At 68.7% G+C, this 12,818-nt stretch carries 13 protein-coding genes; 5 read left to right on the plus strand and 8 right to left on the minus strand.

The window, feature by feature from the left end; genetic code table 11:
• Positions 1 to 130: 130 nt before the first annotated feature.
• Positions 131 to 670 carry a peptidylprolyl isomerase gene (locus ASE87_RS09475; protein ID WP_043595292.1) on the plus strand — a complete coding sequence of 180 codons (540 nt, stop codon included), beginning with the start codon at positions 131 to 133 and terminating at the stop codon, positions 668 to 670.
• A complete protein-coding gene (locus tag ASE87_RS09480) occupies positions 671 to 1,519 on the plus strand; it encodes a rhomboid family intramembrane serine protease (protein ID WP_056228007.1) in 849 nt (282 codons plus the stop codon).
• A 161-nt stretch (positions 1,520 to 1,680) separates the two neighbouring features.
• Here ASE87_RS09480 and ASE87_RS09485 read toward each other — a convergent pair whose 3' ends face one another.
• Complete coding sequence (locus ASE87_RS09485; RefSeq protein ID WP_043595289.1) at positions 1,681 to 1,914, minus strand: cell division protein CrgA; 234 nt, start codon at positions 1,912 to 1,914, stop codon at positions 1,681 to 1,683.
• Between the two features lie 152 nt (positions 1,915 to 2,066).
• On the opposite strand from ASE87_RS09485, the gene ASE87_RS09490 reads away from it, so the two are divergent.
• Genes ASE87_RS09490 through ASE87_RS09495 form a run of 3 tightly spaced genes read left to right on the plus strand, consistent with a single transcriptional unit; the run spans position 2,067 to position 3,642 of the window.
• The gene (locus ASE87_RS09490) at positions 2,067 to 2,843 is read left to right on the plus strand and encodes a class E sortase (protein ID WP_082452533.1); all 777 of its coding nucleotides are present in this window, start codon (positions 2,067 to 2,069) and stop codon (positions 2,841 to 2,843) included.
• Positions 2,844 to 2,845: 2 nt separating this feature from the next.
• The gene (locus tag ASE87_RS16495; protein WP_043595285.1) at positions 2,846 to 3,007 is read left to right on the plus strand and encodes a hypothetical protein; all 162 of its coding nucleotides are present in this window, start codon (positions 2,846 to 2,848) and stop codon (positions 3,005 to 3,007) included.
• Complete coding sequence (locus ASE87_RS09495; RefSeq protein ID WP_043595283.1) at positions 3,004 to 3,642, plus strand: aminodeoxychorismate/anthranilate synthase component II; 639 nt, start codon at positions 3,004 to 3,006, stop codon at positions 3,640 to 3,642. The genes ASE87_RS16495 and ASE87_RS09495 overlap by 4 nt, the downstream gene beginning before the upstream one ends.
• Before the next feature lie 94 nt (positions 3,643 to 3,736).
• Here ASE87_RS09495 and pknB read toward each other — a convergent pair whose 3' ends face one another.
• From pknB to ASE87_RS09530, 7 genes are all read right to left on the minus strand, one after another.
• On the minus strand, positions 3,737 to 5,443 hold the full coding sequence (gene pknB, locus ASE87_RS09500) for a Stk1 family PASTA domain-containing Ser/Thr kinase (RefSeq protein ID WP_157489799.1): 1,707 nt from the start codon (positions 5,441 to 5,443) through the stop codon (positions 3,737 to 3,739).
• A gap of 155 nt (positions 5,444 to 5,598) precedes the next feature.
• A complete protein-coding gene (locus tag ASE87_RS09505; protein WP_056228010.1) occupies positions 5,599 to 7,380 on the minus strand; it encodes a protein kinase in 1,782 nt (593 codons plus the stop codon).
• The gene (locus ASE87_RS09510) at positions 7,377 to 8,852 is read right to left on the minus strand and encodes a penicillin-binding protein 2 (protein WP_056228013.1); all 1,476 of its coding nucleotides are present in this window, start codon (positions 8,850 to 8,852) and stop codon (positions 7,377 to 7,379) included. The genes ASE87_RS09505 and ASE87_RS09510 overlap by 4 nt, the downstream gene beginning before the upstream one ends.
• Entirely contained in the window at positions 8,852 to 10,207 is a 1,356-nt protein-coding gene (locus ASE87_RS09515; RefSeq protein WP_043595278.1) for an FtsW/RodA/SpoVE family cell cycle protein, read from the minus strand. The genes ASE87_RS09510 and ASE87_RS09515 overlap by 1 nt, the downstream gene beginning before the upstream one ends.
• Positions 10,208 to 10,292: 85 nt before the next feature.
• Complete coding sequence (locus ASE87_RS09520; RefSeq protein WP_056228016.1) at positions 10,293 to 11,540, minus strand: PP2C family serine/threonine-protein phosphatase; 1,248 nt, start codon at positions 11,538 to 11,540, stop codon at positions 10,293 to 10,295.
• A 6-nt stretch (positions 11,541 to 11,546) separates the two neighbouring features.
• Positions 11,547 to 12,068: an FHA domain-containing protein gene (locus ASE87_RS09525; protein ID WP_056228019.1), complete on the minus strand. Its 522-nt coding sequence runs from the start codon at positions 12,066 to 12,068 to the stop codon at positions 11,547 to 11,549.
• Positions 12,065 to 12,778, minus strand: a complete 714-nt coding sequence (locus ASE87_RS09530; protein ID WP_043595272.1) for a DUF3662 and FHA domain-containing protein — start codon at positions 12,776 to 12,778, stop codon at positions 12,065 to 12,067. The genes ASE87_RS09525 and ASE87_RS09530 overlap by 4 nt, the downstream gene beginning before the upstream one ends.
• Positions 12,779 to 12,818: the final 40 nt, after the last annotated feature.

Consider the following 12,818-nt stretch of genomic DNA (forward strand, 5'->3'; position numbering starts at 1 on the left):
CCTCCAACGAGTAGGCAGTGGAGCCAGAGTTGCTGGCCCGTCCCAGTGTGGCACGGAGGTTCCTGACAGGTCACGGAACGGTGCCTGGGGAGTCCCTGGTGCGTCGAGGTGGCTGTGGAAGAATGACGACATGTCAACGCACACCGCTGTCGCCACCCTGACCACCAACCACGGCACCATCAAGGTGAACCTCTTCGGCGACCACGCCCCGAAGACCGTCGCCAACTTCGTCGGCCTCGCCACCGGCACCAAAGAGTGGACCCACCCGGCCACCGGCAAGGTCAGCACCGACAAGCTCTACGACGGCGTCGTCTTCCACCGCATCATCAAGGACTTCATGCTCCAGGGCGGCGACCCGCTCGGCCAGGGCGTCGGCGGGCCCGGCTACCAGTTCGACGACGAGATCCACCCCGAGCTGAACTTCAACGCTCCCTACATCTTCGCGATGGCCAACGCCGGCACGCGCGGTGGCAAGGGAACCAACGGTTCGCAGTTCTTCATCACGACGGTCCCGACTCCGTGGCTGCAGGGCAAGCACACCATCTTCGGCGAGGTCGCCGACGACGAGTCGAAGAAGGTCGTCGACGCGATCGAAGCCGTCAAGACCGATGCGCGCGACAAGCCGCTCGAGGACGTGGTGCTCCAGAGCGTCACCGTCGACGAGGTCTAGGTGACCGATCCGCACGATCGGTCGAACTACTGCTACCGCCACCCCGATCGGCAGAGCTTCGTCCTCTGCCAGCGGTGCGGTCGCACCATCTGCGGCGAGTGCCAGACGCCCGCCGCGGTGGGCGTGCACTGCCCGGAGTGCGTGAAGGAGGCGCGGGGCAACGCACCGCGCCTCCAACCGCAGGTCGTCGGCCGCGTCCGTAGCGCCTCCCGGCGTGGAGCTCCCGTCGTGACCTACGGCATCATGGCCGTGACCGTCGCGGTGTTCCTGTTGCAGCTCGTCACGGGGACGAGCAACGGCGATGTCACACGCGCCCTGGCCTTCTACCCGCCGCTCGAGATCGTGCAGCCCTGGCGTGCGGTGACGACGATGTTCGTCCACGGCAGCATCCTTCACGTCCTCTTCAACATGTACTCGCTGTACATCTTCGGGGCAGAACTCGAACGACAGTTGGGGCGAGGTCGGTTCGCCGCTCTCTACTTCCTCTCGGGCATCGGTGGATCGGCCGCGGTCGCCCTGCTGGCACCGGGCAGTTTCGTGGTCGGCGCCTCCGGGGCGATCTTCGGTCTGATGGCGGCGTTCTTCGTCATCGCCCGCAGCCTCGGCGGACGCAGCATCCAACTCCTGGTGCTCGTGGGCATCAACCTCGCGATCGGTTTCGTCGTGCCGGGCATCGCCTGGCAAGCCCACCTCGGGGGCATCGTCGTGGGCGGGGCCATCGCGTTCCTGTTCTCGAAGACACGGCACCGTTCCAAGCACGCCCTGCAGACCGCTGCACTCGTGGCGATCGGCCTGATCGTGGTCGTGGCGCTCCTGGCCAGATCGGCCCAACTCGCCGGGCTGATCTGACACGATCGGCCTGCGAACGACGAGAGGCGGCTCCCCATCGGGGAGCCGCCTCTTCTCGTCGGCCGACGCGATCTCACCTGCCCGAGTTATCCACAGGAAAGTTATCCACAGGGTTTCCCACAATGGGGATAGTTACAGGCGTGTAAGTTCGAAGGTGCGTTCTAGCGCCACCGGGTGGTCATCAAGAAGCCGATGAACATGATGCCGAAGCCGACCAAGATGTTCCACGAGCCGAGCGACGCCACCGGCAGGGTGCTCTGGCTGACGTAGAAGACCACGATCCAGGCGAGACCGACGAGCATGAAGCCGAACATGACCGGCTTGAACCACACGGGGTTCGGTGCGTCCTCTGCGGTGCGGGCGGGCTTCGTGCTGCGGTTCGTGTCTTTGGCCATGGCGCACAGTGTACCGTGAGGCCCTTTTGGGTCCTGGGAAGGCCGTCTCGGCCGTCCATGGGAACGGCCGGGTTCTCCACATGCTCTCCACACGTTGTCCACCGGTGGTCTCCGCCGTCTCCGGGGACCGGATGCCCGCCTAGAATCGAGTCATGACGGACCACGGGGGCGAGGCCATGATCTCGAGGCGCACGAGGCGTCGACCTCGTTCACGCGCCTCCTTCGTCAGCGTCCTCGGAGAACTGCTCATCACCGCCGGTGTGCTGGTGCTGCTCTTCATCGGGTGGCAGCAGTGGTTCAACGACCTCGTCGTGGCCGACGCCTACAAAGGCGACGCAGCACGACTGAGCGAACAGTTCGACCAGGTGGCGACGCCGGCACCCGAGCCGTCGAGCGACGGATCGTACGGCGAACCGCCCGTCGGGGCGGCGCCGGCAGAGGCCGAGACGTTCGCGAACTTCTACGTCCCACGGTTCGGCGCCGACTACGCCGTCCCGATCGCCGGGGGCACGAGCACCGTGCGCACCCTCAACAAGATCGGCATCGGTCACTACGACGAGACCCAGATGCCCGGTCAGGTCGGCAACTTCGGCATCGCCGCCCACCGGACCACCTACGGGGCGCCCTTCAACAAGATCGCCGACCTTCAAGAGGGCGACAAGATGTACGTCCAGACGCAGGACGGCTGGTTCACCTATTCGTTCCGCAACCTGCAGTACGTCCAGGCCACCCAGGTCTCCGTGCTGCAGCAGGTCCCCGACGCCCCCGACGTGTCGGCGACCTCGGGCGACCGCCTGATCACCCTGACCAGCTGCAACCCGATGTTCACCGCCCAAGAACGCATCGTCGCCTACGGTGTGTTCGACTCGTGGCAGCCGTTGTCGGCCGGTGCACCCGCCGAGCTCGCCGCTGCCGGAATCGGAGGCTGACCGTGTACTCCGCCCTCTGGCGCATCCTGCCCGGCCCCTGGTGGGTGAGGCTCGTGCTCGTGCTCGTCCTGATCGCCGCCGTGCTGTTCGCCCTCGTCGAGTGGGTCTTCCCCTACGTCAACGAACTCCTGCCCACCCCCGACGTCACCGTGGAGCAACCATGACGCGCATCCTGGTCCTCGACAACTACGACAGCTTCGTCTACACGCTGAACGGCTACCTCCAGCAGTTGGGGGCCGAGACGGACGTCGTGCGCAACGACGCCTTCGAGGCGGCCGACACCGCCGACCGCATCGCCGAGTACGACGCCGTGCTGCTCTCGCCCGGCCCGGGGACACCCGCGGCCGCCGGCGTCTCGATCGACGTCGTCCACGCCGCCCTGGCCGCCGACAAGCCGCTGCTGGGCGTCTGCCTCGGGCACCAGGCCATCGCCGAGGCCCTGGGGGCCACGGTCACCCATGCCGACGAACTGATGCACGGCAAGACGTCGGCCGTCGAGCACGACGACAGCGCGTTCTACGACGGGGTCCCCCAGCCCTTCACCGCGACGCGGTACCACTCGCTCGCGGTCGTGGACGAGACGGTGCCCGAGACGCTCGAGGTGACCTCGCGCACCACGGGTGGCGTCATCATGGGCCTGCGCCACCGCTCCGCGCCCGTGTACGGCGTGCAGTTCCACCCCGAGTCGGTGCTGACGCAGGGCGGCTACCAGATGATCGGCAACTGGTTGTCGTTCGCCGGCCTGCCGGAAGCGGCCGAGACGGCGAGAGGGCTCGATCCACTCGTCGACCTGGGCTGACCGTCACGGTCTCTGCGTCGAACCGTCGGCACAGAACCGTCGGCAGGGTGCTCTCGCGTCGAACCCGCAGAGGCAACTCTGGATCGCGAGGGGATCAGCCGGTGCAGATGCGGAGGGTGACGGCCGAGCCCTGAGCGACGTCGCCTGGCGGGACGCTCATGCCCGACACGGTCTCGCCGGTGCAGCCGGGGTCGGCCTGAGGGGTGACCGTCAGACCCAGCTGGTCACGGAGGGTCGTGATGGCCTCTTCGGAAGGCTGACGACTGACGTCGGGAAGCTGCACGAGGCCGTTGGACACCACGAGGTCGACATCCGAGCCGAGGGCGACCTGCGAGGCCGCCGCCGGATCCGACGAGAGCACGGAACCCTCGGGCACCGTGGGCGAGTAATCGGTGCTCTGCTGACCCCGTTCGAGACCGGCGTCGGTGACGGCCTGCCACGCGGCATCCACCGTCTGGCCGGTGACCGAGGGCATCGCGACGAGTTGCGGCCCGGACGAGACGGTCACCGTGACCGCGAACTCTTTCGGGACGGACGTGCCGGGCAGGGGATCGGTCGAGACGATGTCGCCGGCGTCGATGGTCGGGCTGCTGGCGTCGGCACGGACGACCGTCAGGCCCAGGTCGTCGAGGCGGGCGGACCCGGTCTCGAAGCTGACCCCGACGAGGTCGGGAATGCGAGACGACTGGGCGTTGTCGACCGTGGGCGGGGTGAGATTGACCACCCAGAAGACGACGGCCACGATGACGACGGCCACGAGCACGATGCCCGCCCAGATCCAGGCCACCGGAGGGCGGGTCTGCGTTCGCTGGGGTCGTCCCGTGTCGTCGGACTGGAGCTCTTTCAACGCGGCCTCACTGCCGGCGCTCGAGTGCGGGTTGACGCCGAAGAGCGTGGAACCTGCGTCGACGGCATGCGGGCGGCGGGCCGGCGCGCGACCGGCACCGGCGGCCTCGAGGTCGTCACGGAACTCGGCGGCGCTCTGGAAGCGGTCGAAGCGGTCTTTGGTGAGCGCGTGCAGGACGACGGCGTCGAGCGCCGGACTGACGCCCCGCTCGACCGTGCTCGGCGGGACAGGGGGCTCGCTGACGTGACGGTAGGCGACCGCGACGGCGCTGTCGCCGGTGAAGGGCGGCTTGCCCGTGAGCAACTCGAAGAGCATGACGCCCGTCGAGTAGAGGTCGGTGCGGGCGTCGACGGTCTCACCGCGCGCCTGCTCGGGGCTGAAGTACTGGGCGGTGCCGAGGATCGCCGTGGTCTGCGCGACGGTGGCCGCGGAGTCGCTGATGGCTCGGGCGATGCCGAAGTCCATCACCTTGACCTGACCGGAGTTGGTCAGCATGACGTTGCCGGGTTTGATGTCGCGGTGCACCACACCCGCGCGGTGCGAGTACTCGAGGGCCGTCAGCACCCCTGCGGTGACCCGGACGGCCTCGTCGGGGTCGAGCGGACCCTCGGCGACGATGTCCTTGAGCAGACGCCCCTCGACGTACTCCATGACGATGAACGGGACGACCACGTCGAGCCCACGGCTGTCGCGGACGACCTCTTCGCCGGCGTCGAAGACCCGGACGATGGTCGGGTGCGCCATGCGGGCGGCGGCCTGGGCCTCTTGGCGGAACCTCGAGCGGAAGGCCGGATCGGTGGCGAGGCTGGGCTTCATCAGCTTGACGGCGATCTTGCGACCGAGCCGGGCGTCGGTGCCGACGTGGACGTCGGCCATGCCACCGCGGCCGATCAGGTCACCGATCTGGTACCGGTTGGCGAGGAGATGGATGCTCTCTCTCACACCTTCAGCCACGCCTGTTCTCCCAACGACCCACCCCTGTCTGGCGACACGGTCGGAGCCAGTGTACCGGGGCGGCCGCCCCCGGACTGGGTACGGGCCTAGGCCGCAGGGATGATTGTCAGGCCTTCGCGACCCCGGTCGACCGCACGACCGGGGTCACGAGGAACCTATTGCTGGTCGGGGCCTTCCGAGGGGCTCGGAGCGGGCGACGTGGCCGGCGCCGTCACGGTGACGGTGACGCCAGGAGACGGCTCGGACGCGATCTGACCGCAGTTGGCCACGTAGCTGACCGTGAGGTTTCCGGCGGCCGTGGCCGTCACCGTGAGGGAGGTCGCGTTCGCGCCGAGGCCGCCAGCCGACTGACCGGAGGTGTCGGTTCCGCCGGTGATCGTGTACGAGTACCCGGTGAGCGAGTAGCCGGTCGGGCACCCCGTGTAGGCGGGCCAGTTGATCGTGGCGGTCTGGCCGGCGGCGATCTGACCCGGCGTCGCCGTGGGCGTCGAGGGCTGGGCAGGGGTCGGGGCCGCGCGGTAGATGTAGATCGTCACCGAGGAGCCCTTCTCGAGGGCGCCCGTCGGGTCGATGCTGGCGACCGTGCCGACCTGGTCGGGGCTCGGAGCGCTCGATCCGGCGTCGGCCGAGTCGACCTGCAGGCCCAGCTCTTCGAGGGAGGCGCGGGCAGCGGCCTCGGTCAGCCCCACGTAGTCGCCCGAGGACACCGTCACGGATGTCGGGGTCGGGGTCGGCGTCGGAGTCGTCCGGGTCGGCGACGGCGTGTTGCTCGAGGTCGTCGGCGCGGGCGCCGGGTCGTCGGTGTTGCCCACCGCGAAGACGATGCCGACCACGAGGGCGATGACGGCCAGGACGGCCAGGACGATCAACGGCCAGAACCAGGGGCTGCGCTTCTTCTCGTCGGCGGGCTCGTCGTCGCCGTCGCGCAGGGCGTCGGGATCGGCCGAGCCGGCCACGTAGCCCGCGGCCGCACCACCCGCGGCGCTCTGGGCTCGGGTGGCCATCGGATCGAACAGCTGCGTCGTGGCGTCCTGGGCGTTGAAGGCCTGGGTCGCGGCGTCGGCTGGCGTGGCGGCTGCCGCACCGATCGCCGGCACGGCGACGGTCGCGGCGGCGACGTCGCCGCGACGGAGGGCGCGTGCCGCCTGGGCGAGGGCCGAGGCCGTCGCGGGCCGTTCTCCGGGCTTCTTGGCGATGCACGACAGGACGAGACGGCGCACGGGTTCGGAGACCGTCGACGGGAGGTCAGGCGGCTGTTCGTTGATCTGCGCCATGGCGATGGCGACCTGGGACTCGCCCGTGAACGGGCGGCGACCGGCGAGGGCCTCGTAGGCGACGATGCCCAGCGAGTAGATGTCGGTGCTCGGGGACGCCGGGTGGCCGCTCGCCTGCTCGGGTGAGAGGTACTGCACGGTGCCCATGACCTGACCCGTGGCCGTCAGCGGCACCTGGTCGGCGATGCGTGCGATGCCGAAGTCGGTGATCTTCACCCGGCCGTCGGGGGTGACGAGCAGGTTGCCGGGCTTGATGTCGCGGTGCACGAGTCCGGCGGCGTGGGCGGCCTGCAGGGCCGACGCCGTCTGCGCGACGATGTCGAGGACCTTGTCGGTGGGCAGGACCCGATCGCGCTCGAGGACCGTCGACATGGCCTCGCCGGGGACGAGCTCCATCACCAGGTAGGCGCTGCCCTCTTCCTCGCCGTAGTCGAAGACGTTCGCGATGCCCTCGTGGTTGACGAGGGCCGCGTGGCGGGCCTCGGCGCGGAAGCGCTCGAGGAAGCCCGGATCGCCCAGGTACTCGTCCTTGAGGATCTTGATGGCGACCGTACGGCCGATGACGAGGTCGGTGGCTTCCCAGACCTCGCCCATGCCGCCGATGGCGACTCGGGTCGACAGCTGGTAACGCCCACCGAAGGTGACTCCGCCGGATGGTCTCATTTGTTCAGCACCGCCTCTAGTACTTTCTTCGCGATCGGTGACGCGACACTGTTGCCGAATGCGGACTGGCCCTGTCCGCCGCCGTTCTCGACGACGACGGCGACCGCGACCTCGGGGTCAGCAGCAGGCGCGAACCCGGTGAACCAGAGGGTGTACGGCTCGCCGGGGCCGTTCTCGGCCGTTCCTGTCTTGCCGGCGACGTCGACGCCGTCAATTCTTGCATTGCTCGCCGCACCGTTCGCGACGTCCTGCACCATCATGTCGGTCATCGTGGCCGCAGTCTGGGAGCTGATGGGCTTGCCGTACTCGGAGGGCGAGAAATCCTCGACCGGGCTCAGGTCGGGGTTCAGGACGCTCTCGATCAACGTCGGGTTCATCTCGGTGCCGCCGTTGGCGATGGCGGACGAGACCATGGCCATCTGCAGGGGCGTCACTCGGTCGGACCCCTGCCCGAACGACTGGAGCATGAGGGTGGCGTCGTTGATGGCCTGGCCCTTGGAGTCCTCGATGGGGAACTGGCTCGGCGTGACGGCCTGGGGGACGCCGATCGACTCGTCGCCGAAGCCGAACTTCTCGGCCTGCTCTTGCAGGGCCTTCGCCCCGAGGGCCTGACCGAGCTGGGCCATGGGGATGTTGCACGACAGGCGGAGGGCCGTCGCGATCGTCGCCGTCTCACCGCCGCCGCAGCTTCCGCCCTCGGCGTTGTTGATGTTGGTGCTGGTGCCGGGCAGCGTCAGCGTCGACGGGTTGGGGAACGCGCTGTCGGGCGTGTAGTCACCGCTCTCGAGCGCCGCCGCCGTCGTGATCAGCTTGAAGGTCGATCCCGGCGCGTAGAGGTCGCCCTGGATCGCCCGGTTCTGCAGCGGGGCCGAGGGGTCGGCGATCAACGAGTCGTAGGCGTCGGTGACGGTCTGGCGGTCGTGGCTGGCGAGCGGGTTGGGGTCGTAGCTGGGCTTCGAGACCATGGCGAGGATCTTGCCGGTCTTCGGGTCCATCGCGACGACCGAGCCGGAGTTCGAGCCGAGCGCGTCGTACGCGGCCTGCTGCACCGTGGGGTCGAGGGTGAGGTTGACCGTGGCGCCCTCGGGGTCCTGACCCGTGAGCAGCGAGTTGACCTGGTCGAAGAACTGCGAGTTCGCGTTGCCCGTGAGGTACCGGTTCATGGCGTCCTCGATGCCCCGGGACCCCTGGCCCAGCGTGTAGTAGCCGGCGACGGGTGCGTAGAGCTCGGGCTGCGAGTACGTGCGCTGGAACTCGTACTGGTCGTCGACGGGGGTCGACTGCGCGATCGCCTGGCCGCCGACCAGGATGGGGCCGCGCTGGGCCGAGTAGCTGGCGAGCAGCGCCCGCGAGTTGCGGGCGTCGGCGTTCAGCGCGTCGGCCTGGAACGCCGTGATGTAGGTCGTCGAGAGGAAGAGCGCGATGAACATGGCGAGCACCACGTAGCTCACGCGTCGGAGTTCTTTGTTCATCAGCCGATCACCAGCCTCGGTTGGTTGCGCACGGAGTCGGACAGTCGCAGCAGCAGGGCCACGATGATCCAGTTGGCCACGAGCGACGAACCGCCCGCGGCGAGGAAGGGAGCGGTGAGGCCCGTGAGCGGGATCACCCTCGTCACGCCACCCATGACCACGAAGACCTGCAGGGCCACGACGAACGCGACGCCGACCCCGAGCATGCGACCGAAGTCGTCCTGACCCACGAAGCCGATGCGGAACCCGCGGGAGACGAGCAGTAGGTAGAGCGCCAGGATGGCGAAGAGCCCGGTGAGGCCGAGTTCTTCACCGAGGGACGCGAAGATGTAGTCGCTCTCGGCGAGCGGGGTGGTCTGCGGACGGCCCTGACCGAGCCCCGTGCCGATCAGTCCGCCGTTCGCCAGGCCGAACAGGCCTTGGACGAGCTGGAACGACCCGCCGACGGCGTCGTACTCGGACTGGGCGAAGGGGTTGAGCCAGGCGGCGAAACGGCCCTGCACGTACCCCAGGAAGGTGCTGGCGATCAGGGCCCCTCCGAGGAAGAGGCCGACGCCGAGCACGATCCAGCTCGCGCGCCCCGTGCCCACGTAGATCATGACGAGGAACAGCCCGAAGTAGAGCAACGAGGTGCCGAGGTCGCGCTGGAAGATCAGGACGCCCATGGCGACGAGCCAGACGATGAGGATCGGCCCGAGGTCGCGCGGCCGCGGGAACCGCATGCCCAGGATCTTCGGCCCCATGAGCGAGAGGTTGTCGCGGGCGGTGACGAGGTAGCCGGCGAAGAAGATGGCCAGCGTGATCTTGGCGATCTCGCCCGGCTGGAACGAGAACGGTCCGATGTCGATCCAGACGCGGGCGTTCAGCCCCTCGCGGCCGATGCCCGGCAGGAGGGGCAGCAGCAGCAGCACGATCGACACGAACATCGCGATGTAGCGGTACCGCGACAGCACCCGGTAGTTGCGGATCACGAGCAGCACGGCGAGGGCGATCACCATCGCGAGGACGGTCCAGACCATCTGCTTGATGCCCAGCGCGCCCCAGCCCTCACGCCCCTCGGCCAGGTCGAGGCGGTAGATCATCGCGATGCCGATGCCGTTCAGGGTGACGGCGATCGGCATGACGAACGGATCGGCCTCGCGGGCGACGACCCGCAGGACGACGTGGAAGATCAGGGCCAGGCCCAGCACCATCGAGCCGGCGATCAGCACGGTCGGGTCGACCTCGCCGGTCGCACCGAGCTGGACCAGCACCATCGCTCCGGCGGCGACGCCGCAGGCGATCAGCAGCATGAGTAGTTCGAGGTTGCGGAGGCGCGCGGGTTCGCGCAGGCGCAGCGAGATCGCCTGCGTCATGTTCGTGGGACGCGACGCCTTCGCGGACGGCTTGCGCGCGCCTCCTACGCGACCGATGACCTCGGTCGCGTCACCACCGGGTGCGTCAGGGGTTGCTGGCATCGGCCAACCTCTCGACGATGGCCCTGGCGTCCGCGAGGGAACCGGCGTTGATGGTGTCTTCGACGGTGGTCTGCGTGTAGTTCGGCAGGTCGTCGACCTGGACGTCGGTGGTCTCGTAGACGCTCGAGAGGCCGATGGGCCCGAGGCTCTGTTGCACGCCCTTGTAGATGACGACCGTGCCCCGCTCTTCGCCCACGTAGTAGTGGTCTTGCGTCCACTGGTAGGTCAGCACGAGCCCGGCGACGAGCGCGGCGATCGCGACGACGAGGGCGGTCAGCCAGGTGATGCGGCGACGGCGACGGCGACGTTTGTCTTCGGCGATGAGCTCGGCGAGGTACTCGTCGCTCTCGGGCTCGAAGTGGCTGTCTTCCGGCGTCGTGGCGACCTTGAGCGGGTGCAGCAGGATCGTCGGCAGACGGAGCTGCTTGCGCCCGGCGTCGCTGTCGAAGCTGAGGGGTGCGGCGGCCGACCCGACCGTGACGGGTTCGTCGAGTGCCGAGTCGCTCGACTCGTCGACGTCGACGATGACGACGGTCACGTTGTCGGGGGCGCCGTGGTCGAGGGTCTCCTTCACGAGGCGCCGGGCCGTCTGCTCGGCGTCGAGACCCATGGCCATGGCCTTCTTGATGCGCTCCTCGGCGAGGTAGCTGCTGAGGCCGTCCGAGCAGATCAGCCAGCGGTCGCCGGGTTGCGTGCCGAGGGTGGCCGTGTCGATCTCGGGGGCCGCGTCGACGTCGCCGAGGACGCGCATCAGCACGCTGCGTCGGGGGTGGACCGCCGCTTCTTCGGGTGTGATGCGACCGCTGTCGACGAGGCGCTGCACGAAGGTGTGGTCGGCCGTGATCTGGCTGAGCTCGCCCTCGCGGAACAGGTAGATGCGCGAGTCGCCGATGTGGGCGATCGCCATGCTGTCACCGACGCGCAGCATGGCGCTGACGGTGGTGCCCATGCCGGTGAGCTCTTGGTGCTCGAAGACGGTCTCGGCCAGCAGTTGATTCGCAGCGATCAACGACGACTGCAGCGCGAACTCGGCGTCACCCGGCGAGGTGTAGACGCGGTCGGTCTCGCGGATCCGTCGGATCGCGATGGCCGAGGCCACGTCGCCGCCCGCGTGCCCGCCCATGCCGTCGGCGACGACGAAGAGCTGCGTGCCGGCGTAGCCGCTGTCTTGGTTGTTGGACCGGATCTTGCCCACGTTGGACAGAGCGGCACTCTTGGCGTGCGTCGTCATGAGGGCCTACCGCCGGAGCTCGAAGCTCGTCTGCCCGATCGTCACGGTCGCGCCCGTGGGCACGGGGGTGGGGACCGACACGCGCTCACCGGCGAGGAACGTGCCGTTGGTGGAGTCGAGGTCTTGGACGACCCAGCGGCCGTTCCAGAGCATGAGGCGCGCGTGGTGGGTCGAGGTGTAGTCGTCGCGGATCACGAGGTTGCTCTCTTGCGACCGCCCGATGGTGAGCGGCCCGTCGCCGAGGGGCATCTCGAGGCCGGCCTTGGCGCCCTTGGTGATGACCAGGCGCGAGGCGCGCCCGTCACCCTGAGGCGTCGGTGTCGGCGCGGCGGGCGCGGGACGCGGGGCGGGGGCAGGAGGCGCGGTGGTGGTCGAGCTCGCCTTGCCGGGTGTGGCGTCGGCGGGCATCTTGCGCGCCCGCTGCCCGAAGAGGTCGCTCCGCAGCGCGAACACGATCACGAAGACGAACAGCCACAGGACGGCCAGGAAGCCGAAGTGGAGCACCAGCAGGGTGAGGGCTGAGGTCATCGTCGGCCACCCGTCGAGTCGGGCCCGTCGAAGGGGTCGGGCGTCGATGACTGGGGGAGCACGCGGAACACGATACGCGTACGACCGATCTGGATCACCGAATCGGGCTGCAGCGGCGCCTTGGTGAGGGGGTTGCCGTTGAGCTTCGAGCCGTTCGTCGAGCCGAGGTCGCGGACCTGGGCCCGCGAACCGTCCCACAGGATCTCGACGTGCTGACGGGAGGTACCGGTGTCTTGCACGGTGATGTCGGCGTCGCTGCCGCGGCCGATGATGGTGCGGGCTCCGCTGAGCTCGCGGCGCTTGCCGTCGATCTCGACAAACGGCTTCCACTGCACCTCGCCGCGCAGGTTGCGCGAGTCGACCGACATGATGCCGACGCTCAGCGAGTCGTCCTCGCGGAGGCGGATGCCGAGCGGTCCGGCGAACTGGTACCCCTGGGCGGTGGCATGACGCTGCGTGAGCTGCGTGAGCTCGTCGATCAGGGCCGGACCGATGCCGGACATCTTCTCGTAGTCGATGGGGGCGAGCCGCACCTGGAGCTCGTTGGGAACGAGGATGCGGTCACGCGAGACCACCGCCGCCTTGGTGTCGAGCTCGCGGCGCAGCGCGTTCGTGATCTCGAGTGGTTGCACGCCCGAACGGAACGTCTTGGCGAAGGCACCGTTGACGGCACGCTCCAACCCGCGTTCGAAATTGTCGAGCAGTCCCATGGGTCTCCAGGTTCGGGGTCTCTGGTCGCCCGATCTTAGC

It is taken from the genome of Frigoribacterium sp. Leaf44, from assembly GCF_001421865.1.
Taxonomy (GTDB): domain Bacteria; phylum Actinomycetota; class Actinomycetes; order Actinomycetales; family Microbacteriaceae; genus Frigoribacterium.

Excerpts from the sequence above, each read along its gene's own strand:
- ASE87_RS09475 (WP_043595292.1), top strand. The coding sequence starts at position 131 with ATGTCAACGCACACCGCTGTCGCCACCCTGACCACCAACCACGGCACC.
- ASE87_RS09485 (WP_043595289.1), bottom strand. The coding sequence starts at position 1,914 with ATGGCCAAAGACACGAACCGCAGCACGAAGCCCGCCCGCACCGCAGAG.
- ASE87_RS09490 (WP_082452533.1), top strand. The coding sequence starts at position 2,067 with ATGACGGACCACGGGGGCGAGGCCATGATCTCGAGGCGCACGAGGCGT.
- ASE87_RS09495 (WP_043595283.1), top strand. The coding sequence starts at position 3,004 with ATGACGCGCATCCTGGTCCTCGACAACTACGACAGCTTCGTCTACACG.
- ASE87_RS09505 (WP_056228010.1), bottom strand. The coding sequence starts at position 7,380 with ATGAGACCATCCGGCGGAGTCACCTTCGGTGGGCGTTACCAGCTGTCG.
- ASE87_RS09510 (WP_056228013.1), bottom strand. The coding sequence starts at position 8,852 with ATGAACAAAGAACTCCGACGCGTGAGCTACGTGGTGCTCGCCATGTTC.
- ASE87_RS09515 (WP_043595278.1), bottom strand. The coding sequence starts at position 10,207 with ATGACGCAGGCGATCTCGCTGCGCCTGCGCGAACCCGCGCGCCTCCGC.
- ASE87_RS09520 (WP_056228016.1), bottom strand. The coding sequence starts at position 11,540 with ATGACGACGCACGCCAAGAGTGCCGCTCTGTCCAACGTGGGCAAGATC.
- ASE87_RS09525 (WP_056228019.1), bottom strand. The coding sequence starts at position 12,068 with ATGACCTCAGCCCTCACCCTGCTGGTGCTCCACTTCGGCTTCCTGGCC.
- ASE87_RS09530 (WP_043595272.1), bottom strand. The coding sequence starts at position 12,778 with ATGGGACTGCTCGACAATTTCGAACGCGGGTTGGAGCGTGCCGTCAAC.